This window comes from Streptomyces sp. NPDC048483 (genome assembly GCF_040651455.1).
In the GTDB taxonomy this organism is placed as follows: Bacteria; Actinomycetota; Actinomycetes; order Streptomycetales; family Streptomycetaceae; genus Streptomyces.
In genome coordinates this window covers 55448-75906 of record NZ_JBEZJZ010000001.1, presented here as the reverse complement: position 1 = coordinate 75906, position 20459 = coordinate 55448, and the positions used below count along the sequence as shown (strand labels likewise).

Below are 20459 nucleotides of genomic sequence, written 5' to 3'. Positions count from 1 at the left end.
TGATCCGACATGGCTCTCGATGAGCTCAAGTCCGCCGTACCGGACTACGCCAAGGACCTGAAGCTGAACCTCGGTTCGGTAATCGGCAACAGCGACCTGCCCCAGCAGCAGCTGTGGGGCACCGTGCTCGCCTGCGCGATCGCCTCGCGGTCGCCGAAGGTGCTGCGTGAGCTGGAGCCCGAGGCGAAGGCGAACCTCTCCGCCGAGGCGTACAAGGCCGCCAAGTCGGCCGCCGCCGTCATGGCGATGAACAACGTCTTCTACCGCACCCGGCACCTGCTGTCGGACCCGGAGTACGGCAACCTCCGTGCCGGTCTGCGGATGAATGTCATCGGCAACCCGGGCGTGGAGAAGGTCGACTTCGAGCTGTGGTCGCTGGCCGTCTCGGCCATCAACGGCTGCGGTATGTGCCTGGACTCGCACGAGCAGGTGCTCCGCAAGGCGGGCGTGGACCGCGAGACGATCCTCGAGGCCATCAAGATCGCCTCCGTCCTGCAGGCCGTGGGCGCCACGCTGGACGCCGAGGACACGCTGGCGGAGTAATTCCCCGGCACCCTCAGAACAGACGGAACCCCGCAGATTCTTCTGCGGGGTTCCGTGCGTTCCGACGGGGCTCCGTGCGTTGCGGGCTCCGTGCGTTGCGGGCTCCGCCCTACTTGTCGGCCCCCGCGCGTCCCTCCGCGTTCGCCGCCCCGATCGCGGTGGCCCCGTGGGGCCCTGTCGCCATCCGCAGCGCCTGCTCCTTGGAGTACCCGCGGAGATAGCCGACGACCGTGTTGGTGACGGCCACCAGGGGGACGGCGACGACCGCGCCGCCGATGCCGGCGACCAGACTGCCGCAGGCGACCGAGAGGATCACGGCGAGCGGGTGGACCCGTACCGCACGGCCCAGGATGAACGGCTGCAGGACATGGCCCTCGAGCTGATTGACGGCCAGGACGATCGCCAGCACGATCAGGGCCGTGAACACGCTCTGGGTGACCAGCGCGATCAGGCAGGCCAGCGCGCCGGAGATCACCGCGCCGACCAGCGGGATGAACGCGAAGAGGAAGATGAAGACGGCGAGCGGCACGGCCAGCGGGACGTCGAGGATCCACAGGCCGATGCCGATGAATATCGCGTCGATCAGGGCGACTATCACCGTGCCGCGGACGTAGGCGGTCAGCGTCCGCCAGGCCCGCGGGCCCGCGCCCGCCACGCCCTCGCGGGCCGCGCCGGGGACGAGCTTGAGGAGCCAGGTCCAGATACGGGGGCCGTCGTAGAGCAGGAAGAGCGTGGTGAACATCGCGAGCAGGATGCCGGTGAACACCTCGAGGACGACGGTGACGCCCTCCAGCCCGGCCGTGGTGATCGCCTCGGTGTTGTGGCTGACCGCGTCCTGCAGATTCTTGGCGATCTGGTTGATCTGATCCTCGGTCACATGGAACGGGCTCTTGAGCAGCCAGCCCTTGAGCTCGGTGATGCCCTCCTGGATGCGGCTGGACACCGAGTCGATGTTGTCCTGGACCTGCCAGACGACGAACCAGCCGACCAGGCCCATGACAACGAAGCCGCCGATGAAGGTCAGCGCCGTGGCCAGCCCACGCGCCAGCCCGCGGTTGCGCAGCCATGCCACGGTGGGCTGGAGGAGCGCCGTGATCAGCAGAGCCGCGGTGAAGGACAGCACGACCAGTTCGATGGAGGTGATGATCTGTGCCAGCACCCACAGCGTCCCGGCCAGGACGAGCAGCCGCCAGGCGACCTCGGTGGCGACCCGTACACCCCACGGCACCGCCGCGACGGGATCCGGGCGGGCCGCAACGGCGGGCGCATAGGCGGGCGGTGCAGGGACGGAGTCGGGCGGCGGGGCGGCGGCGGGCGGGACCTCCTCCGCAGCCGGCCGCGGCACGCCGTCCACCGCCTTCAGGGTGTCCGGTACGGCGGTACGGGTGGCGGTGAGCGTTCCGGCCGGACCGTCGGCGGCCGCGGCCGCCGCCGCGTGGGCGGGCCGTGCGGGGACGCCGTCGGGCGTGAACTCGGCACGCCTCAGCTCATCCGGGTCGCCTGCTACCGCAGCGGCCTCCGCCCGGCGGCGCTGGTCCTCCAGCCGCTGCGCGAGCCGCGTCAGACCGGCGCCGAGGCCGCCGACCCACTGAGGCAATCTGGACATGTCGCTTCCTCTTCCCCGCCCTTACGCCACACCTGACGGCACGACGTTACCTGTGCCGGACACGCGAAACCCCCGACGCTCACGCAGTCGGGGGTTTCGGAAGTGCCGGGCGCTGCCGGTACGGCCTAGTACCAGTTGTTGGCCTGCCAGAACGACCAGGCGCCGCAGGGGCTGCCGTAGCGGTCGTTCATGTAGTTCAGGCCCCACTTGATCTGGGTGGCCGGGTTGCTCTGCCAGTCGGAGCCCGCCGAGGACATCTTGGAGCCCGGCAGAGCCTGGACGAGGCCGTAGGCACCGGAGGAGGCGTTGGTGGCGCGGTAGTTCCAGCCGGACTCATGGTCCACTATGTTGCTGAAGCACTGGAACTGGTCGCCGGCGACCATGCCGCGCGCGAGGGCCTGCGTCTCGGCGATGGTGTAGGAGCTCTTGCCGAGGAGGTCGCCGACGTCGCGCTCTGCGGAGCGGGACGCGGCCTGCTCCTTCTTCTTGCGCGCTTCGGCTGCCTTCTGCGCCTTCGCCTCGTCCGCGGCGTCCTTCTTGGACTGCGCGGTCTCCGCGGCTGCCTTGCGGGCGTCCTCCTGTGCCGACTTCAGGGCTGCCGCGTCCGCCTGGGTGGACGCGTCGTCCGCCTGCTGCGTCAGGGAAGCCGTCTGCACCTGGGCCTGTGTGCCCGCGGGGATATCAGCGATCGTCGCATCGGCAGCGGCAGCCTCGGTGTTGCCCATCGAGGCGGGCTGTCCTGCGGCGACGCCGACCACGGCGCCGACGGTGGTGACCGCGGTGGCGGAGGCCACGGCGAATCCCCGGACCGAGATCCGGCTCACACGATTTCCTTCCAGCATCGCCCGCATAGGTGACCTCGCGGACGCAATCGTGCCCCTGGCGCTGGTCTCCCCTTGTTCCGGACCCAGTTGAGCGGGCGGGACCGGCTGGTCACGGGAGGCACTGGCCCGGTACGTCCCCCTGGGGGGTCCGCGTGGTGCTCGGGCGGCATACGGCGACTCGCTATGAAGTTCGGTTGTTCCGCACCTCTGGGGATGCTGGTGGTGCCGTATGCGGGGCCTGACAGGACCCAGACTCTGCCCGAACGGGACGCCGTGAATCAATTCCCGGCCGGGTGTGAAAGCTCACACCTCGTTTACGCCCAAGGATTCTCGGATATCCGCGCGCACACACGCGCCGCCCGGCTAAGCTCCTTCGCTTCTCCGGGCGGCGCAGTGGTTCACAGTGGGTCAGATACTGCCTTCCTCCAGCATTTCGGTCACCAGTGCGGCGATCGGCGACCGCTCGGAGCGGTTGAGGGTGACGTGCGCAAAGAGCGGATGCCCCTTCAGCTTCTCGACGACCGCGACCACGCCGTCGTACCGCCCGACGCGCAGATTGTCCCGTTGTGCCACGTCATGGGTGAGCACAACCCGGGAGTTGGCGCCGATACGGGACAGAACCGTCAGCAGGACGTTCCGCTCCAGCGACTGGGCCTCGTCGACGATGACGAACGCATCGTGCAGCGAGCGCCCCCGGATATGGGTGAGCGGCAGCACCTCCAACATGCCGCGCCCCACCACCTCTTCGATGACCTCCTTACTGGTCACCGCGGACAGCGTGTCGAAGACGGCCTGCGCCCAGGGGCTCATCTTCTCGGCCTCGCTGCCGGGCAGATAGCCCAGCTCCTGCCCGCCGACGGCGTACAGCGGGCGGAAGACCATCACCTTGCGGTGCTGCCGGCGCTCCAGTACGGCCTCCAGGCCCGCGCACAGCGCCAGCGCCGACTTGCCCGTACCGGCCCGCCCGCCCATCGAGACGATGCCGACCTCCGGGTCCAGCAGCAGATCCAGTGCGATCCGCTGCTCGGCACTGCGGCCGTGGATCCCGAACGCCTCCCGGTCGCCCCGCACCAGCCGCACCGCGCCGTCCGCGGTGACCCGGCCGAGCGCCTTGCCCCGCTCGGACTGCAGGACCAGTCCCGTATGTACGGGGAAGTCCGCTACACCCGGAAGGTCGGCGGTCTCGGCGGCGAACAGATCGTCCACCTGCTCCGCGGAGACGGCCAATTCGGCCATGCCCGTCCAGCCGGAGTCGGTGATCGCCAGCTCGGCGCGGTACTCCTCGGCCAGCAGACCCACCGACGACGCCTTGATGCGCAGCGGCAGGTCCTTCGAGACGACCGTGACGTCATAGCCCTCGGCCTGCAGATTGCGGGCCACCGCGAGGATCCGGGAGTCGTTGTCGCCGAGGCGGAAGCCGGCCGGGAGGATGCCGGGATCGGAGTGGTTCAGCTCGACGCGGAGGCTGCCGCCGAGCCCGCCGATGGGGAGGGGGGCGTCCAGCCTTCCGTACTGGACCCGGTACTCGTCCAGCAGCCGGAGCGCCTGCCGGGCGAAGTAGCCGAGTTCGGGATGGTGCCTCTTGGCCTCCAACTCCGTGACGACGACGACCGGGAGGACGACTTCGTGCTCCTCGAAGCGGGACATGGCGCCTGGATCCGCCAGCAGGACGCTGGTGTCGAGGACGTAGGTGCGCCGGCCATTCTCACGGCGCTTGTTGCTGTTCACCACGGGTGGACGAACCCCCTCGGATGAGGTTGGTTGCGACGGCGTCGCGGGGGACAGGGCCGGGTTCAGGCCACGATGCATGGGCCGAACGCCGGCCCTCCGCGTCGTCCGTGCGGTCTGCACGTTCGTCCGTGATGCGCAAAGGGCCTCCCGGGCGGACGACCCCGTGCCGTCCGCTGAGATACGGCGCCCGATGTCTGGTTCCGGACGCCGACCTGCCAGGGATATGCCCTCGAAGACCCGCCCCCATGCCACGGCATATGACACACGCTTGATGAACCTTTGGTTACGGCCTCCGGTTGCGTGCGGCGCTGAGCGGCGGGAACGCCGGTGGGGCGGGCCTGGTTCCCCCAGGTGCGGGGGCGGTCCTAGAAGCCGTAACGGCGGTGCCGGGCCGCGTAGTCGCGCAGTGCGCGCAGGAAGTCGACCTTGCGGAAGGCCGGCCAGAAGACCTCGCAGAAGTAGTACTCCGAGTGGGCGCTCTGCCAGAGCATAAAGCCCGAGAGCCGCTGTTCACCGCTCGTACGGATCACCAGGTCCGGGTCGGGCTGGCCGCGGGTGTAGAGGTGCTCCGAGATCGCGTCGATGTCGACGGTCTCGGCGAGCTCCTCGAAGGAGGTGCCGCGCTCGGCGTGGTCCAGCAGCAGCGAGCGCACCGCGTCGGCGATCTCCTGGCGGCCGCCGTAGCCGATCGCGACATTCACCAGGATGCCCTTGTTCTCGAGCGTGGCCTGTTCGGACTCCTTGAGCACCCGCTGCGTGCCCTCGGGCAGCAGATCGCGGTTGCCGACGTGGTGGACCCGCCAGCGGCCGTCGGCGGCGAGGTCGCGCACGGTGTTCTCGATGATGCCCAGCAGCGGGGTCAGCTCGGCCTCGGGCCGGTCGAAGTTGTCCGTCGACAGCAGCCAGAGCGTGACGACCTCCACATCGGTCTCCGCGCACCATCCCAGCAGCTCGCTGATCTTGGCCGCGCCCGCCTGGTGGCCCTGCTCGGTGGTCCGCCCGTCGGCCCGCGCCCAGCGGCGGTTGCCGTCGAGGATGACACCGATGTGCTTGGGCACCTGGGTGTGGTCCAGACGGCCCTCCACCCGGCGCGCGTACAGCCGGTAGACCAGATTGCGCACTGCGGGCGGATAAGGGATGCGCACTCCGGAAGATCGCGTCATATGTGGGTCCAGCCCCTCCGTGCCGAAATGGCCATCGCCCCGTCGCCTCAAGGGGGCAACTTTACTTCCCGGGTGTGTCGACGGCCCAATCAGGTGTGTCACAGGTACGTGATAGGGAGATGAGCATGACTGGCACATCTGACTACCGCGCCGTGGATTCGCGCTACGACTCCATGGAGTACCGGCGCACCGGCCGCAGCGGTCTGAAACTCCCCGCCATCTCTCTCGGACTGTGGCACAACTTCGGGGACGACCGCACCTTGGCCTCCCAGCGCGCGATCCTGCGTCGCGCCTTCGACCTGGGCATCACCCACTTCGACCTGGCCAACAACTACGGCCCGCCGCCCGGCTCCGCCGAGCTGAACTTCGGAAAGATCTTCGCGCAGGACTTCCGGCCCTACCGCGACGAGATGATTCTCTCCACGAAGGCCGGATATCTGATGCACCCGGGCCCCTACGGCGAATGGGGTTCGCGGAAATACCTCCTCTCGTCGTTGGATGCCTCACTGAAGCGGATGGGTGTCGATTACGTCGATATCTTCTACTCGCACCGTTTCGATCCGCATACGCCGCTCGAGGAGACGATGGGCGCGCTGGCGTCCGCGGTCCACCAGGGCAAGGCGCTGTACGCCGGTGTCTCGTCCTACAGCGCCGAGCAGACCCGCGAGGCGGCCGGCATTCTGCGCCAGATGGGCGTCCCGGCGCTGATCCACCAGCCCTCGTACTCGATGATCAACCGCTGGACCGAGGACGACGCCCTGCTGGACACCCTCGAGGCCGAGGGCATGGGCTGCATCTCGTTCGCGCCGCTGGCGCAGGGCATGCTCACCGACAAGTACCTGCACGGCATCCCCGAGGGCTCGCGCGCCTCCCTGGGCAAGTCACTGGACCCGGGTCTGCTGTCCGAGGACGTCGTACGGCGCCTGCGCGGCCTCAACGACATCGCCGCCCGCCGCGGCCAGTCGCTGGCACAGCTCGCCCTGCGCTGGGTGCTGCGCGACGAGCGGATGACCTCCGCGCTCATCGGCGCCAGCAGCGTGGCGCAGCTGGAGGCCAATGTCGCGGCGCTCGACGGCCCGGGACTCACGGATGCGGAGCTGGCCGAGATCGACCGGTTTGCGACGTCGACGGAGGGCGTGAACATCTGGGCGCGCCGCGACTAGCGCCGTACGTCGTGGTGGGCCGGGGCAGGAGCCGCTGTGGGTTGCGGTGGGGGGGAAGCCCGGGGTGCTCGCCAGGGCCTGACCGGCGGCACAAAAAAGCGGGCCGGTCCGTGGGGGGGGGATACGGACCGGCCCGAGGGGGGGTTTCCACCATAACCCCGACGGAGGGGTGGTGCGTGCACCCCGTCGTATCGCGGCGTGGCTCGGCGTGGCGGCGGGCGGCGCGGCCGGCGGGGCGGGCGGCGGTCAGGCCGTGGCGGCGGCCCCCAGGAGCAGCCCGCCGAACGCCCCAATGATCATGAATGGTCCTAGTGGCATGACCTTCGGCCCGCCCCGCCGGGCGCACATCAGCACGGCCCCGTAGAGGGCACCGATCAGGATCCCCGCCGCGCCGCCGGTGACGACCGTGCGCCAGCCGTACCACCCAAGGGCGATCCCCAGCCCGATCGCCAGCTTGACGTCACCCAGGCCGATGCCCGTCGGGTTGACGACGAACAGCAGGAGATAGAACGCCCCCAGCGCCAGCCCGCCCAGGAGCGCCCGCGGCCACGACGCCCCGGACTCTCCCGGCAGCCAGGTGACGAGTCCCAGCGCCCCGGCCGCCACGACGGCGAGCGGCAGCGTCAGCTCGTCCGGGAGGCGGTGCACCCGCCGGTCGACGGCCGCCAGCAGGACGGCGACCGGCGCCATCAGCAGCCAGACGGCGAGCTCGGGCCGCGCCCCGGCGACGGCCGCGAGCGCCGCACAGACCAGCGCGGTGACCGCCGCCGTCGGCACCGTCCCCGGCCCGTACGCCCCGCAGCCCGGCTCCGCGCAGCGGCCCTGCCCCAGCCAGCCCCGCGCCGGCCCGCCGATCGGGTGACCGCCGGGGCAGGCCACCCGCCACCCCTCCTCGGGCCCGACGGCCATCCGGTGGACGGGCCGCGGTATCAACAGCCCGGCCGCGGCCCCGTAGGCGGCGGCGAGAACCATCAGCATCACCGGCATGCATTCGACCTTAGGGTCTGTCCGTCCTCGGCATGCCTGCCGCGTATCCGCCTGTGGAGGACGAGGCCCGCCAGGGCGGTTCGCCGGTGAGGTGATGCCGCAGCTCCGGGGCAGCGACGGCCGGCGCGCGGGAAGGCTGCGGGCGCTCCGCGCCTTCGCTCCGGCCACCGCTGTGGAGGTCAGCCCGGGAGCAGTGGTGTCACACGGGACAGCGTCTCCTGGATGTTGGCCTCGGTGATCGCCTTCCGTGCATCTTCCGGTGACAGCCACCGAAGCGGCGCGTCCGAGTTCTCCGGCCGCGCCGCCGCGGGAACCCTGGTGGCCAGCACGAACCGCAGGTCCGCATGTTCGTGCGCCGCCTCCCGGCTGTTCGCCGGGACCGGCACGATCACCACGTGCCGTATGTCCGCGTCCGGCCACGGTGACAGATCGGGCAGTCCCGTCTCCTCATGTGCTTCCCGGAGAGCGATGGCGAGCGGGTCGTGCTCGCCCGGATCGGCGTGCCCGCCGACCAGCAGCCACGACCGGTGGCGCGGGTGCCGGCGCAGCAGCACCCGTCCGCTGTCCGGGTGCACGATCAGCGCCGATGCCGTGACGTGCAGGGGGCTCGACCGGAGCCAGAGGTCACCCGCTTCGGCGAGGGCATGGACGCGGTCCACGTCGGCGAGTTCCGCCGTGGTCCTGGGCCGGTAGCGGGCGAGGGCGTCGATGACGGTGTGGTGGGCTGTGGCCATGTGCCGGACCCTAGCGACGCAGGGGTGACCACTGCCTGTGATGTGTTGGCTTCCTGCCCCGGCGTTCGGAAGGTGATCCGGTCGGCGATGGCCGATTCCCCTCACGCCTTGTGGGGCCCGGCTGATAGAACGGCGGGCATGGTGCGTTGGCAGGACGGCCCCGGTGTGCTCCACGGCGTGGAGATCGGCGCCGCCGTCCCGGTGGAGATCGCGGCGTCCTATCGGGCGCGCACCCGTGGCCTGTTGGGCCGCGACGGCATCGAGGGGGTGCTGCTGCTGACCCCGGCGAGTGGGGTGCACACCTTCCGGATGCGGTTCGCGATCGATGTCGCCTATCTGAGCCGGGACTTGACCGTTCTGGCCGTACGCACCATGCCCCCAGGCCGGCTGGGCCGCCCGCGACTGCGCGCCCGGCACGTCCTGGAGGCGGAGGCCGGCGCGATGGAGCGCTGGGGCCTGCGGCCGGGCAGGCGCCTCACGGTGGAGACGGCCGGCCCCGCTCGCTGACCGGCCGTCTAGGCGCCGGCGTACACCGGCCGCTTCTCGGCGGGCAGCCCGCGGCGCTTTGCCCGTCGTTCCAAGGTCGCCGCCCACCCGATGGCCGCGAGGGCCACCGCGCCGGTGCCGGCGCCGACCCAGGCCACCGAAGTGAAGCCGAGGCCCGCGTCGATGGTGAGGCCGCCCAGCATCGGGGTGAGGGTGATGCCGACGTTGAAGGCCGAGGTGTTCACGGCCCCCGTCAGCGTCGGCGCATCGGGGGCGAGGCGGAACACCCGTGACTGCACCACAGGGTTGGTGACATATCCGGCGAGCCCGAGGACGAAGACCAGCGCGACGGCGACGCCGAGGCTGCCGGCCGTCAGGGCGAGCGCGGCGGAGGCGGCCGTGAGCGCACCGCCTCCGATGACCAGGGTCCGCAGGGGCGCCGTGTCGGCGACCCGTCCGCCGAGTGTGAGCCCGATCAGTCCGCCGGCCCCGTACAGCGCGAGCACCGGCGGCACCCAGCCCTCGGGCAGGCCGCTCACCTCCGTCAGCAGCGGCGCGAGATAGCTGAAGGTGACCACCGCCGCGCCGAAGGTCAGTGCCGTGACGAGGTAGGACACCCACAGCTCCGGCCGGGCCAGCCCCGCCAGTTCCCGTCGTACGGAGGGTACTTCCGGCCCGGCGGCAGCGCCGGCCCCGGCCGCATTCCGCCCCGCCGGCAGCGCGGTCCACAGGGAGAGTGCGCTGAGTGCGGTCAGCCCGGCCACGCCCCAGAACGCCGCGCGCCAGCCCGCGTGCTGGCTGAGGACCGTACCGGCCGGCACCCCCACGATGGTGGCGAGGGTGAGCCCCATGGTGACGATCGACAGCGCCTTCCCCTTGGCCCCGGGCGCCGCCAGGCCCACCGCCGCGGCGGCGGCCACCGCCCAGAACCCGGCGTACGCGAGGGCGCTGACGACACGGGTCGCGAACAGCACCCCGTACCCCGGCGCCAGCGCCCCGACCACATGCCCGGCGACGAAGACGAGTTGGAAGGCGACCAGCGCGGTGCGGCGCGGCACCCGCAGCGTGGCCACGGCCAGTACTGGCGCGCCGACGACCATGCCGATGGCGAACGCGGAAACCAGCAGACCGGCGTCGGAGATGGAGACGCCGAGGTCGGCGGCGATGTCGGGGATGAGCCCGGAGAGCATGAACTCGGAGGTGCCCTGGGCGAAGATGCCCAGGCCCAGGAGGTATACGACAAGTGGCACGAGAGGGCGCTCCGTTGGATCGCTGATCGGGTATCGCGGTATCGCGGTACCGCGTATCGGATATGTTTTGTATCGCTCAGTTCAAAATCAGGGCGGCGTGAGCCCAGGGCGAAGCAGGTTCAGGGCGAAGCGGATTCAGGGTGGCGGCAGCCAGGCGGACGGTGCGGACCGCCCGGAATCAGAAGGCGCTCAACACCGCCTCCACGACACCCTCCAGCGCCGCGCGGCCGGCCCCGGCCCGCGCCGAGACACGCAGGCCGCCGACCGAGGCGATGACGAGGTGGGCGAGCGTGCGGGCGTCCTTGTCGCGCGTGATGTCGCCGTCGCGCTGGCCGGACTCGATCACGGCACGGATCGCCTCCAGCCGCAGGCCGTAATCCCGCTCGAGCGAAGCCGCGACCGAGGGGTCATGGGCCGACAGCTCGACGCCGGCGTTGACGACCAGGCAGCCGCGGCCGTCCGCATCCCGCGCGAACTCGTGGTCGATCACCCGCTGCAGCACCGTGCGGATCTTCTGCCGTGCGGGCAGCTCGCCCTCCAGCAGCGCGAAGAGCTCGCCGTTGCGGTGCTCCATATAGCGGGCCAGGGACCGTTCGAAGAGGTCGTGCTTGCTCTTGAAGGTGTTGTAGATGCTGCTGCGCCCCAGGCCCGTGGCCTCGCACAGGTCCTGGGTGGACGTCGCTTCGTAGCCGGCGGACCAGAACGCGTCCATCGCCGCGTCGACCGCCCGCCCTTCGTCGAACTTCCTGGGTCGCGCCATGGCACCCACGCTAACACTTATTGGATCGACCGGTCCAATACTCTTACGCCCGCGGAAAACTGACCTCGACCCGGCGGTTCTTCGTGCGGCCCGCTTCGGTGGCGTTGTCGGCGATCGGGTACTGCTCGCCGTAGCCGCGGATCTCGAACGTCACCGAGGAGCCGAGGTCGTTGGCCAGCTCCCGCTGGACGGCGTGGGCGCGTTCCCTGGAGAGCGTCAGACCGTGGGCGGACGAGCCGAGATTGTCGGTGAAGCCGAAGACCCGCAGCCGGGTGGCGTCCTGCTTCTTTACCTCGGCGGCGATGGTGTCGACACGCGCCAGCGCGTCCGGCGAGAGCTTGGCGCTGTCCTTGCCGAAGAGGACCTCGGCCTGGAGCGAGAAGGTCACATTGTCGTTGGTGTCCTGGCGGCGCTCGGAGCCGTCGTCGGTCTCGACGATGGACTTGATGTTGAGGACCTTGGAGGTGGCGAGTTTTGCGCCTTGGACCATACGGAGGTCCGGGTCGCCGGGATCGATGCGCACGGGCGCGGCGGAGCCCTCCTGGGTGCCGGGCGGGCCGTCCGCGCGGGCCGTCGGCGTCAGCAGCGCGGCGACGAGTACGGCCGTGGCGGCGGCCGTCAGGGCCCTGGGGATCGTGCGGCGAGGGGACATGGGGGCACTCACCCGGCGATCTCGATGGCGGCGGAGGGGAAGGTCGGCAGCTGGAATTCCACGTCGGTCGTGCTGGCCGGCGGCGACGGGAACTGCATGAAGACCGGCAGGGTCTCCCCCGCCTTGATGATCCGGATGCCGGTGGTGGCCAGCGGGCGCCCCTCGGTGTCCCGCAGGACGTAGTAGCGCTTGCGCTCCTTGGCGTCGATGAGCGTTGCCCCGCCGAGGTGGTTGCCGTGCTGCTGCATCTCCGTCTCGTCGCCCCGCCAGGCGGAGGACTCGCTGAACGGCTCGGCACCGGTGTTCTTCAGGACGCCCTGCACCGTGACGAAGCCGCCCGCGTCCCGTACCGCGGAGTTGAGGGTCAAGACCATGCCCTTCTTGCCCTTGAGCACCGCAATGACCTTGGTGGAGTCCGCGGCCGGGGTGCTCGCCGGGGAACTGTGCGAGCCCCTCGGCGGCTTCGGCTTCTTCGCGTCGTCCCGCGGTCCGCCGTCGCTGCCGCAGCCGACCGCGCCGAAGGCCAAGCCGGCGGCAAGCACGATCGCGGCCGCTGCCTTACGGCGCTTCGCGGTGCGTCGCATGCTCATGGGCGAGATTCCTTTGCTGGTCATCGGTGCTCATTCGGCGAGGGGCCGCGCGGCGGGGACATATCAGCGGGGGGTGGTCATTCGGCGAGCCGTACGGCGAAGAAGTCGGCGGGCCGGGGGAAGGGGTCGAGATGCTCCGGGTCGAGGGTCCAGGGCTTCCCGTCGCAGGTCAGCTCGATCTTCCCGCTGCCGGGTTCCTTCTTGCCGGACCCTTTCTTGCCGGACCCCTTCTTGTGGGCGTCGCCGCCGTCACCGGGCCGTTGCCCGCCCTTCGCCGGCCGTACGGTGCAGCGCGGGTCGACGACCGCCCTGGCCCTGGCCGACGCATGGGTGTGCTCCGTACCCGGAACGATCGAATCGCCCACCGTGCCGCGCGTCTTGACCCGCACCGCGAAGGATGTCGGCCAGGAGTCGGGGGTGCAGCCGGTGACGTCGGCGTCGTTCTTGCCGGCGAACCACCGGGCGTTGGTGCAGGCCGTGTCCGTGGGGGCGCCCATGGCCTTCAGCAGGTCTTCCCATGCGTCGTCGCCCTGGAGCGCCTTGCGCAGCGCGCGGTGCAGACCGTCGCGGTAGCTCTGGGCGGCGCCGAGGGCCGCGGCGTCGGCGGCGGTCTGTGCGCTGTTGCGGGTGGCGGCCGCCTGGCCCACGGCGAAGAGGGCGAAGGCAAGAAAGAGCAGGCCCGCCACGGCCACTATGTAGAGGGGGAAGGCCTGCCCTGCGTCTCGCCGTATGCCGCGCCGCACCGCGTCAATCAGCCGGTGAGCTGAGAGATCTTCGAGGTGATGGCGTCGTAGATGGACTGGCCGATGTCCGTACCGGCGATCGCGATGACGATTGCCACCACCACCGCGATGATGCCCAGGTACTCGATCGAGGTCTGTCCCCGGTCGTTCCCCAAAAACCGCTTCGCCATCGTCTTCCCCTCCATGGGCGGCCGGCCCGCTCTGGTCCGGCTGGTCTGCCCCCGTGGTGCCGGCGCGCTTGTCCGCGCTCAGGACACTTGAAAAGTACGCCGGAACAGGGTTCCCGGAACAGGGATTCCGAACCCCTTCCTCCACCAGGAAGAGGAACGGGTGGCGCAATGGCGCGTTTTGGCCACTCAGCCGCACCTCGACCACCCCCGCTCACCCTCCGGGACCTCCGGCACTCCGACACCACTGGGACCGGCCGGCCCGCTCGTACCAGGGTACGGGCGGGGGCCGCCAGGACACCCACTGTGGCACAACTCGTTGCTGCTGCGAAGGCGTTGGCGAGAAGCAGGGGTCCGTAGCGTCCTCATCCGGCCGCGTACGGTGCCGGGCCGGCGAGGGGGTGCGCCAGGCCCGAGCAGTCGTGGCCGCCGGACGGGTCGGGCTGGTACAGCAACCACACCTCGACGGCGTTGAAGAGCAGCGGCAGCAAGCCCAGGAGCAGGAACGCGACGGCCACGGCGGAGGCCGTCGCCGACTCCGTCCGCCACCCCCGGCGGGCCGCCCGGACGCGCAGGGCGACGTACAGCGCGGGGGCCGCCAGACCGCAGGCGAGGCCGGACCAGGCGGCGATGTGCATCCGCAAGGACGGGCCGAAATAGTGGCAGTCGTGGAAGGTGTCGTGGGCGAACGCGGTGCCGCGCAGGGTGAACAGGCCGGCGCCGAGGAGGACGAGGGCGGGGACGGCGAGGGCGGTGCAGCGGCGCCAGGCCGGGGAGGGAGTGGTCCGGTCCATGGCTCATTTCCCCATCAGGGAGCCGAAGTCCGTGCCGGAGCCGAGGAAGAAGCCGGCAACCAGCAGAATCATGGTGGCGGGGACCATGAAGGTGGTGATCACCATGGTGGCCTTGGGGACCGCGCGGGTCGCGCGGCGGCGGGCGTTCTGGGCGTCGGTGCGGCGCATGTCGTTGGCGATCTGGATGAGGGTTTCGACGATCGGCGAGCCCAGTTCCTCGCCCTGCTGAAGGGCCGTGACGAATTGGGCGACCTGCTCGGAGTCGTTGCGTTTGCGTAGTTCGTCGAAGGCGACGCGGCGGCTGACGCCCATGTCCATCTGGCGGAGCGTGATGCGCAGTTCGTCGGCCCAGGGGCCCTCGTACTTCTCGGCGACCCGGTCCAGGGCCTGGCGGAAACCGAGCCCCGCGCTGACGACGACGGCCAGGACGTCCAGGAAGTCGGGGAGGGTGCGCTCGATGGTGTCCTTGCGCTGGCGGATGGCGGCCCAGATGCCGACCTCGGTCCAGAAGAGGGCGAAGAGGAGCATGAGGACGCCGAGGACGAGCTGGCCGCGGAGGAACATCACCAGGGCGGCCAGGATGCCGAGGGCGCCGTACACGGCCCGGCGGGCGGCGTAGCGGTCGACGGTGAGGCCGGCGGGGTTGCCGGCCTGGTCGATACGGCGGCGGACCCTGGCAACGCGCTTGTCGCCCATCAGGCGCAGCACGAGCGGGGCGTAGCGCATGCCCATCCGGTCCACGGCCGAGCCGACGACCGTCGTACGGGTCGAGCCGACCTCCAGGGACAGCGCGAGGTCGGGCGGGAGTTTGGCCTCGCGGCGGTAGAGCGCGATGCCGCAGCAGATGCCGACGACCGAGAGAGCGAAGGCGAGGGCCAGGAGGACCCCGATTCCCGTTCCCATACCTGTACCCGATCCCCGTTCCTAGACGTCGATTTTGGCGAAGCGGCGGATGAAGGAGAAGCCGAGGGCGTAGAGGACAAAGGCGACGACGACCGCCGCCTGGCCCAGGAAGGTGGAGGTCATGCGGTCGATGGCGCCGGGGGCGATGCGGTTCATCAGGAGCAGGGTGCCGATGCCGAGCAGCGGGACGACATACGCCGTGACGACGACCTGGGAGAGCTGGGTGCGGACCTCGCGGCGGGTTTCCTTGCGCTCCTCGAGGGTCTTGGTGAGGTTGCGGAGCGAGCCGACGACGGTGCCGCCGGCGCGGTTGGCGAGGACCAGGGTGGTGACCAGGACGACGAGTTCGCGCGAGGGGAGGCGTTCGGCGAGTTCGCCGAGGGCCTCGTCGATGGAGTGGCCGACGGCGAGCTTGTCGGAGACCTTGGCCAGTTCCTCGCCCGCGGGGGCCTCCAGTTCCTCGGCGGCCATGCCCAGTGCCGTCCGCAGGGCGAGGCCGGCCTGGGTGGCGTTGGCGAGGATGCGGGAGAGTTCGGGGAGCTGGTTGATGAATTTCTCGATGCGCTTCTGGCGCTGCCAGTTGAGGAAGGCGGCGGCGGCCCAGACGGCGACCAGCGCGGCGATCGGGCCGAAGAAGGGCGCGAGGGTGGCCTGGGCGATCACCCAGAGCGCAATGACCGCGGCGAGGAGGTAGACGAAGAATTCGCCGGGGGTCACCTCCAGCCCGGTGGCGGCCAGCCGGAGTTCGAGGCGGCGGCCGAAGCGGGTGGAGCGCAGGGTGCGGTCGACGGACGGGAAGCGGCGGCGGCGCCCCGTCACCGGCAGGCCGCGCTCGTCGGCGAGCCGGTCGACGACGGCCTGCCGCTGGGCGCGCCCGGTGGCGTAGGTGCGGATGCCGATGACCGCCAGCACTCCGCACAGCACGGTGGCACCCAGGGCAAGCAGGGGCAGGGCGTTCCCGGAGGCCGTCATCAGCCCCCCGGCGACAGTGGTCAGGGCCCAGCCGGTCATGAGGAGGCCTTCCGGGTGGCGAGTTGGTCGTCGGTGGACGCGACGCCGTAGGCGGGCAGGGCGGGCTCGCCGGCCATGAAGAGGCGTTCGGCGACGCGGCGGGGCAGCGGGAAGTAGCGGAAGCGGCCGTGTACGACGCGGTCGGCGCCCATCGGCTCGGCGTCGTAGCGGCAGACGGTGGCGATGCGGTAGTCCTCGTGGCCGCGCGAGTCGAGGAGGGCGATCTCGCTGATCCGGCGGGAGCCGTCGGCGTGCCGGGTGAGCTGGACGATGCAGTCGACGGCGCTGTTGATCTGGTCCCGCAGCGCCTCGAAGGGGATCTTGACGTCCGACATGGAGGCCAGGGTCTGCAGCCGCATCAGGGCGTCCTCGGCACTGTTGGCGTGGACGGTGGCGAGCGAGCCGTCGTGGCCGGTGGACATGGCCTGGAGCATGTCGAGGGTCTCGCCGCCGCGCACCTCGCCGACGATGATGCGGTCGGGGCGCATCCGCAGGGAGTTGCGTACGAGGTCGCGGATGGTGATGCGGCCCTTGCCCTCGACGTTGGGCGGGCGTGATTCGAGGCGGATGACGTGGGACTGCTGGAGCTGGAGTTCGGCGGCGTCCTCGACGGTGATGATGCGTTCGCCGTCGGGGATGAGGCCGGAGAGGGCGTTGAGGAGGGTGGTCTTGCCCGCGCCGGTGGCGCCGGAGACCACGACATTGAACTTGGCGCGGACCAGGCCCGCCAGCAGCATCAGCATCTGCTCGTCGAGGGTGCCCATGCCGATGAGTTCGGCGAGGGTGTAGGCGCGCGGGAAGCGGCGGATGGTGAGGGTGGCGCCGTTCAGGGCGAGCGGCGGGATGATGACGTTGACGCGTTCCCCGGAGGGCAGGCGGGCGTCCACCATCGGATTCGACTCGTCCACGCGGCGGTTGACGGTGGACACGATCCGCTCGATGGTCTGCATCAGCTGGTCGTGCGAGGCGAAGCGGACGGGGAGGAGTTCGACCCGGCCCGCGCGCTCGACATACACCTGGTCCGGCCCGTTGACCATGATCTCCGTGATGGAGGCGTCCTCGAGCAGCGGTTCCAGGACGCCCAGGCCCAGCGCCTCGTCGACCACCCGGCGGATCAGCTGGGAGCGTTCCGCGGTGGAGAGCACCGGGCCCTCGCGGCTGATGAGGTGTCCCAGGACGCGTTCCAGGCGCGAGCGGCGTTCGGCGGCGCTCAGCGCGGACATCTCGGCGAGGTCGATTTCTTCGAGCAGCTTGGCGCGGTAGACGGCGACCAGATGGCTGTCGTGGCGCGCCTCGGCGGGCGGCTCGGGGGCGACGATCCGCGCTTTCAGGCTCATCGCGGGGTGGCTCCTTCGTCTGTGCCTGCCGCGGCGCCGCGGGTGTCGTCGGCGGGGCCGGGCATGGTGGCGCTGCGGCTGGCGGAGCCGAAGTCGACGCCGGGGATGATCGACGGGATGTGCACGGTCGCGGTGGCGTGCACCGCGCTCCCGCCGCCCACCGAGATGGTGGCGCCCTTGGCGATCCAGCCGCTCATCGCGGCCCTGCCCGCGGCCTGTGGCCCGGTCTCGCGGTCGGCCTCGTCGAGGGAGGCGGTACGGGCCGCGGCGCGGGCGCCCGTACCGGCCTGCTGGACGGCGTACGCGCCCAGGCCCAGCTGGACCACGGCCAGCGCGACGGCCAGCAGGACGGGCAGAAATCCGAGGAATTCGATGGACACCTGGCCGCGGTCGCGGTGCCGGCCGGGCACGCGCAGCCGGGCGGGGAGCGGGGTCCTCATGGAGGCCATCACCCTCGGGCCTCCTTCACGGCGCCGGCCGAACCGGTCACCGTCCAGGGGAAGTTGGCCGCGCCGGGGAACAGCACCGGGACCTTGATCCGGACCGTCGCCTTCCACAGGCCGGTCTCGGTGCCGCAGGAGGTCGTGGCGCCGCTGCGCCAGGAGGTGGGCAGATCGCGTTCCGCGGCGGTCCGGCAGGCGCCCGCGCCGCCGGCCTCGACGGCGGTGGCGGCCCGTGCGCCGCGGTCGGCGGAGTTGGCGGCCAGCGAGTAGGTGTAGCCGATCAGCACGAGCTGCCAGAGCAGGACGAGGACCAGTCCGATCAGCGGGAGCAGGCCGAGGAATTCGACGGAGACCTGGCCCCGGTCGCTGCCGCCCAGCGGGCGCCGCACCGTTCAGCCCTCCTCGTACGGGCCGAACTGGCCCGTACCGCCGGCCGCCGCCGCGGGACCGCGGCGCGTTCCGAACCGCGCCGGTCCCGAAGCCTGCCCCGGGGCCTGACCCGGACCCGCCCCCGGTCCGGGCGGCGCCCCCACCGTGATCGCCTTGCGCTTGCGCCCCGTCAGTGCCGTCCGTCCCCGCTGGCCGCCGTGCCCCTGGCGTGCGCCCGGCAAATCGACCAGACCCAGTTCCCCCGCCAGCGCCCACAGCGCCTGCTTGACCGTCGAGCGGGCGTCCAGGTCCTGCATCCTGCCGGTGTCGACACAGGGCTGGAGCTCCTTGAAGGCGGCCGGGACGGAGGTCCTGGCCATCTGGGTGCCGGTGGCCTTGGCGACCAGCGGTGGCTGGATCTCGGTGTTGCGGGTGAGCCGGTTGACCAGTGTCGTGGTGTCCGCCGCCGTGCGGATCTGGAGGCGGTCCCACAGCCGCACCTGCCGTTTGGCGGCCCGTACGGCGACCACGTCCGGGGTCACCACCAGGAGCGCCACATCGGCGAGTTCGACGGCGGCGGCGTTCGCGGACTGCATCTGCGAGCCGCAGTCGACGATCACCACTTCGTAGCGGGAGCGCAGCGCGGCGACGATGTGCCGGGCGGCCCGGTCGTCGACCTCCTCGCCGCGCTCGCCCTCCTCCGGCGCAAGCAGCAGCCCCAGCCCGGTGTGGTGGTCGTGCACCGCGTCCTGGAGGACCCGTACGGAGATGTCCTCGATGCCGGCCAGGTCCACGATGGAGCGGCGGAACCGGACGTCCAGATAGGAGGCGACATCGCCGGACTGGAGATCCATGTCCACCAGGGCGACGCTGCGGCCCGCGGCGTGCGCGGCCAGCGCCAGCTGGACGGCGGTGACGGTCGTGCCGACGCCGCCCTTGGCGCCGGTCACCGTCACCAGGGTGCCGGCCGGTCCGGGGACCGCATCCGGGCTGCCCCCCAGGTGCACCCGTACACCCGCCGACCACTGGGCGGCCGCCTGTACGCGGGCCGCCAGCTCCTCGTAGCCGAGCGGCAGTCCGACGATGCCGCGGGCGCCGGCGTCCATCGCCGCGGAGTACAGGGCCGGGCCGGCATCCGTGGTGATCAGGACGACGCCGACGGCCGGGAAGCGCAGCGCCACCTCGCGGATCAGCTCCAGCGCGGGCACCGGCCCGATCCGTTCGTGGACGAGGACGACCTCGGGCAGCCCGTCGACGGCGGGGGCCGGGCCGCGGCCGCCGGTGGGACCGGCGGGCGGCTGGGTGTCCGGCGAAGCGGCCTGGGCCAGGGCGCCGAGCAGCGCGGTGGAGTCGGCGACCACCGGGGCGGGCTCGGCGTCCGGCAGCTGGCTGAGCAGTGAGGACACGATGCGCGCGGCGTCCGGGTCGCCGACTGCGGGGAGGATGCGGATGGTCACCTGTGCCTCCGGGTCACTTGTCGCCATCGAGGGTGTAGGTGCGCTGGCTCGGCGGGATGGTCGCGTCGTTGCCGGGGCCGAGCAGGGCGAGCCGTACGTGGGAGGCGAAGGACTCGGCGTATGCCACCCGCTGGGCGTCGGGGGTGTTGAGGGCGAAGGTGATCGGGACGGCCTCGCCGGCCTGGCGGCCTGCGGTGGTGTCGCCGGGGTCCCTGGCCTCCAGGGGCGTCAGCTTGCCGACGTCGATGACCTGGGCGCCGGCGACGATGACCTTGGAGACGGGCTTGTCCTCGGGGTTCTTGCCCTCGAAGGTGGCGTAGATGTTCACCCGCGCACCGGGGTTGATCTTGCCGGCCACACCGGTGGCGGCGTCGATCATGATGGCGATCTCCTGCTGCCCCGACTTCAGCGCCGGCCGCTCGACCACCATGTCCTCCTGGAGCAGCGACCCCTTCTTCAGGGGGGTGACCGCTATCTTGCCGCTGACCTGGTCGAGGTCGGTCACCGCGGTGGACGGCAGCCACCGCTCGGGCATCTTCACCCTTTCGAACTGCCCCGGATCGAGCGGTTTATAGGCGGCGACATCCGCCTTCAGCCGGTACGCCGTCCGCTCCGGCCCGACCTTGGACTCGACGTTCTTGATCACCGACAGCACTCCGATGAACGCGCCGACCGCACAGAGGGCCGACACGAGCAGCAGGATCACTCCGCGGCGCTGGCGTGAGTTCATGGGGTGGGACCTCGTT

General features: G+C 71.1%; 23 protein-coding genes. 3 read left to right on the top strand and 20 right to left on the bottom strand.

Annotation, left to right across the window (positions count from 1 at the left end; genetic code table 11):
• Positions 1-9 precede the first annotated feature (9 nt).
• Positions 10-543 carry an alkyl hydroperoxide reductase gene (locus AB0D04_RS00390; protein ID WP_362697312.1) on the top strand — a complete coding sequence of 178 codons (534 nt, stop codon included), beginning with the start codon at positions 10-12 and terminating at the stop codon, positions 541-543.
• Positions 544-652: 109 nt separating this feature from the next.
• On the opposite strand, the gene AB0D04_RS00385 is transcribed toward AB0D04_RS00390, so the two are convergent.
• The 4 genes from AB0D04_RS00385 to AB0D04_RS00370 form a co-directional block, all read right to left on the bottom strand.
• A complete protein-coding gene (locus tag AB0D04_RS00385; protein ID WP_362697309.1) occupies positions 653-2149 on the bottom strand; it encodes an AI-2E family transporter in 1497 nt (498 codons plus the stop codon).
• A 125-nt stretch (positions 2150-2274) separates the two neighbouring features.
• Entirely contained in the window at positions 2275-2973 is a 699-nt protein-coding gene (locus AB0D04_RS00380; protein ID WP_362697306.1) for a transglycosylase SLT domain-containing protein, read from the bottom strand.
• Positions 2974-3381: 408 nt separating this feature from the next.
• Positions 3382-4704, bottom strand: coding sequence for a PhoH family protein (locus tag AB0D04_RS00375; protein WP_362697303.1), 1323 nt, complete (start codon positions 4702-4704; stop codon positions 3382-3384).
• Between the two features lie 365 nt (positions 4705-5069).
• Complete coding sequence (locus AB0D04_RS00370; RefSeq protein WP_362697300.1) at positions 5070-5867, bottom strand: isoprenyl transferase; 798 nt, start codon at positions 5865-5867, stop codon at positions 5070-5072.
• A gap of 125 nt (positions 5868-5992) precedes the next feature.
• On the opposite strand from AB0D04_RS00370, the gene mgrA reads away from it, so the two are divergent.
• Positions 5993-7030, top strand: coding sequence for an L-glyceraldehyde 3-phosphate reductase (gene mgrA, locus AB0D04_RS00365; protein WP_362697297.1), 1038 nt, complete (start codon positions 5993-5995; stop codon positions 7028-7030).
• A 246-nt stretch (positions 7031-7276) separates the two neighbouring features.
• Here mgrA and AB0D04_RS00360 read toward each other — a convergent pair whose 3' ends face one another.
• Both AB0D04_RS00360 and AB0D04_RS00355 read right to left on the bottom strand, forming a co-directional pair.
• Positions 7277-8017 (bottom strand): A24 family peptidase, encoded by a 741-nt coding sequence (locus AB0D04_RS00360; RefSeq protein ID WP_362697294.1) that lies wholly within the window; start codon positions 8015-8017, stop codon positions 7277-7279.
• Between the two features lie 179 nt (positions 8018-8196).
• Positions 8197-8751 carry an NUDIX domain-containing protein gene (locus AB0D04_RS00355; protein ID WP_362697291.1) on the bottom strand — a complete coding sequence of 185 codons (555 nt, stop codon included), beginning with the start codon at positions 8749-8751 and terminating at the stop codon, positions 8197-8199.
• Between the two features lie 138 nt (positions 8752-8889).
• Here AB0D04_RS00355 and AB0D04_RS00350 point away from each other — a divergent pair, with 138 nt between their 5' ends.
• Complete coding sequence (locus AB0D04_RS00350) at positions 8890-9258, top strand: DUF192 domain-containing protein (RefSeq protein ID WP_362697288.1); 369 nt, start codon at positions 8890-8892, stop codon at positions 9256-9258.
• Between the two features lie 8 nt (positions 9259-9266).
• Here the strand turns inward: AB0D04_RS00350 and AB0D04_RS00345 are convergent, their stop codons facing one another.
• The 14 genes from AB0D04_RS00345 to cpaB all read right to left on the bottom strand — a co-directional run bounded on the left by AB0D04_RS00345 (position 9267) and on the right by cpaB (position 20443).
• Entirely contained in the window at positions 9267-10487 is a 1221-nt protein-coding gene (locus AB0D04_RS00345) for a Cmx/CmrA family chloramphenicol efflux MFS transporter (RefSeq protein WP_362697285.1), read from the bottom strand.
• A gap of 178 nt (positions 10488-10665) precedes the next feature.
• Positions 10666-11247 (bottom strand): TetR/AcrR family transcriptional regulator, encoded by a 582-nt coding sequence (locus AB0D04_RS00340; protein ID WP_362697282.1) that lies wholly within the window; start codon positions 11245-11247, stop codon positions 10666-10668.
• A 43-nt stretch (positions 11248-11290) separates the two neighbouring features.
• Entirely contained in the window at positions 11291-11899 is a 609-nt protein-coding gene (locus tag AB0D04_RS00335) for an OmpA family protein (RefSeq protein ID WP_362697279.1), read from the bottom strand.
• An 8-nt stretch (positions 11900-11907) separates the two neighbouring features.
• Positions 11908-12489 (bottom strand): hypothetical protein, encoded by a 582-nt coding sequence (locus tag AB0D04_RS00330; protein WP_362697276.1) that lies wholly within the window; start codon positions 12487-12489, stop codon positions 11908-11910.
• A gap of 77 nt (positions 12490-12566) precedes the next feature.
• Positions 12567-13232, bottom strand: a complete 666-nt coding sequence (locus tag AB0D04_RS00325; RefSeq protein ID WP_362697273.1) for a pilus assembly protein TadG-related protein — start codon at positions 13230-13232, stop codon at positions 12567-12569.
• 8 nt (positions 13233-13240) lie between these two features.
• Positions 13241-13402 (bottom strand): Flp family type IVb pilin, encoded by a 162-nt coding sequence (locus tag AB0D04_RS00320; protein ID WP_046930826.1) that lies wholly within the window; start codon positions 13400-13402, stop codon positions 13241-13243.
• Between the two features lie 362 nt (positions 13403-13764).
• Positions 13765-14193 (bottom strand): hypothetical protein, encoded by a 429-nt coding sequence (locus tag AB0D04_RS00315; RefSeq protein ID WP_362697270.1) that lies wholly within the window; start codon positions 14191-14193, stop codon positions 13765-13767.
• A gap of 3 nt (positions 14194-14196) precedes the next feature.
• Positions 14197-15096: a DUF5936 domain-containing protein gene (locus tag AB0D04_RS00310; RefSeq protein ID WP_362697267.1), complete on the bottom strand. Its 900-nt coding sequence runs from the start codon at positions 15094-15096 to the stop codon at positions 14197-14199.
• Positions 15097-15117: 21 nt separating this feature from the next.
• Positions 15118-16068 (bottom strand): type II secretion system F family protein, encoded by a 951-nt coding sequence (locus tag AB0D04_RS00305; protein ID WP_362697671.1) that lies wholly within the window; start codon positions 16066-16068, stop codon positions 15118-15120.
• A 35-nt stretch (positions 16069-16103) separates the two neighbouring features.
• Positions 16104-17444, bottom strand: coding sequence for a CpaF family protein (locus tag AB0D04_RS00300; RefSeq protein ID WP_362697264.1), 1341 nt, complete (start codon positions 17442-17444; stop codon positions 16104-16106).
• A complete protein-coding gene (locus AB0D04_RS00295) occupies positions 17441-17893 on the bottom strand; it encodes a TadE/TadG family type IV pilus assembly protein (protein ID WP_362697261.1) in 453 nt (150 codons plus the stop codon). Before AB0D04_RS00295 ends, AB0D04_RS00300 begins: the two co-directional genes overlap by 4 nt.
• A complete protein-coding gene (locus tag AB0D04_RS00290) occupies positions 17893-18276 on the bottom strand; it encodes a TadE/TadG family type IV pilus assembly protein (RefSeq protein ID WP_362697259.1) in 384 nt (127 codons plus the stop codon). Before AB0D04_RS00290 ends, AB0D04_RS00295 begins: the two co-directional genes overlap by 1 nt.
• A gap of 3 nt (positions 18277-18279) precedes the next feature.
• Entirely contained in the window at positions 18280-19713 is a 1434-nt protein-coding gene (locus AB0D04_RS00285) for an AAA family ATPase (RefSeq protein WP_362697256.1), read from the bottom strand.
• Positions 19714-19726: 13 nt separating this feature from the next.
• Entirely contained in the window at positions 19727-20443 is a 717-nt protein-coding gene (cpaB, locus tag AB0D04_RS00280; RefSeq protein ID WP_362697253.1) for a Flp pilus assembly protein CpaB, read from the bottom strand.
• Between the last annotated feature and the right edge of the window lie 16 nt (positions 20444-20459).

Excerpts from the sequence above, each read along its gene's own strand:
- AB0D04_RS00390 (WP_362697312.1), top strand. The coding sequence starts at position 10 with ATGGCTCTCGATGAGCTCAAGTCCGCCGTACCGGACTACGCCAAGGAC.
- AB0D04_RS00385 (WP_362697309.1), bottom strand. The coding sequence starts at position 2,149 with ATGTCCAGATTGCCTCAGTGGGTCGGCGGCCTCGGCGCCGGTCTGACG.
- AB0D04_RS00370 (WP_362697300.1), bottom strand. The coding sequence starts at position 5,867 with ATGACGCGATCTTCCGGAGTGCGCATCCCTTATCCGCCCGCAGTGCGC.
- mgrA (WP_362697297.1), top strand. The coding sequence starts at position 5,993 with ATGACTGGCACATCTGACTACCGCGCCGTGGATTCGCGCTACGACTCC.
- AB0D04_RS00360 (WP_362697294.1), bottom strand. The coding sequence starts at position 8,017 with ATGCCGGTGATGCTGATGGTTCTCGCCGCCGCCTACGGGGCCGCGGCC.
- AB0D04_RS00355 (WP_362697291.1), bottom strand. The coding sequence starts at position 8,751 with ATGGCCACAGCCCACCACACCGTCATCGACGCCCTCGCCCGCTACCGG.
- AB0D04_RS00350 (WP_362697288.1), top strand. The coding sequence starts at position 8,890 with ATGGTGCGTTGGCAGGACGGCCCCGGTGTGCTCCACGGCGTGGAGATC.
- AB0D04_RS00340 (WP_362697282.1), bottom strand. The coding sequence starts at position 11,247 with ATGGCGCGACCCAGGAAGTTCGACGAAGGGCGGGCGGTCGACGCGGCG.
- AB0D04_RS00335 (WP_362697279.1), bottom strand. The coding sequence starts at position 11,899 with ATGTCCCCTCGCCGCACGATCCCCAGGGCCCTGACGGCCGCCGCCACG.
- AB0D04_RS00330 (WP_362697276.1), bottom strand. The coding sequence starts at position 12,489 with ATGAGCATGCGACGCACCGCGAAGCGCCGTAAGGCAGCGGCCGCGATC.
- AB0D04_RS00320 (WP_046930826.1), bottom strand. The coding sequence starts at position 13,402 with ATGGCGAAGCGGTTTTTGGGGAACGACCGGGGACAGACCTCGATCGAG.
- AB0D04_RS00315 (WP_362697270.1), bottom strand. The coding sequence starts at position 14,193 with ATGGACCGGACCACTCCCTCCCCGGCCTGGCGCCGCTGCACCGCCCTC.
- AB0D04_RS00310 (WP_362697267.1), bottom strand. The coding sequence starts at position 15,096 with ATGGGAACGGGAATCGGGGTCCTCCTGGCCCTCGCCTTCGCTCTCTCG.
- AB0D04_RS00305 (WP_362697671.1), bottom strand. The coding sequence starts at position 16,068 with ATGACGGCCTCCGGGAACGCCCTGCCCCTGCTTGCCCTGGGTGCCACC.
- AB0D04_RS00300 (WP_362697264.1), bottom strand. The coding sequence starts at position 17,444 with ATGAGCCTGAAAGCGCGGATCGTCGCCCCCGAGCCGCCCGCCGAGGCG.
- AB0D04_RS00295 (WP_362697261.1), bottom strand. The coding sequence starts at position 17,893 with ATGGCCTCCATGAGGACCCCGCTCCCCGCCCGGCTGCGCGTGCCCGGC.
- cpaB (WP_362697253.1), bottom strand. The coding sequence starts at position 20,443 with ATGAACTCACGCCAGCGCCGCGGAGTGATCCTGCTGCTCGTGTCGGCC.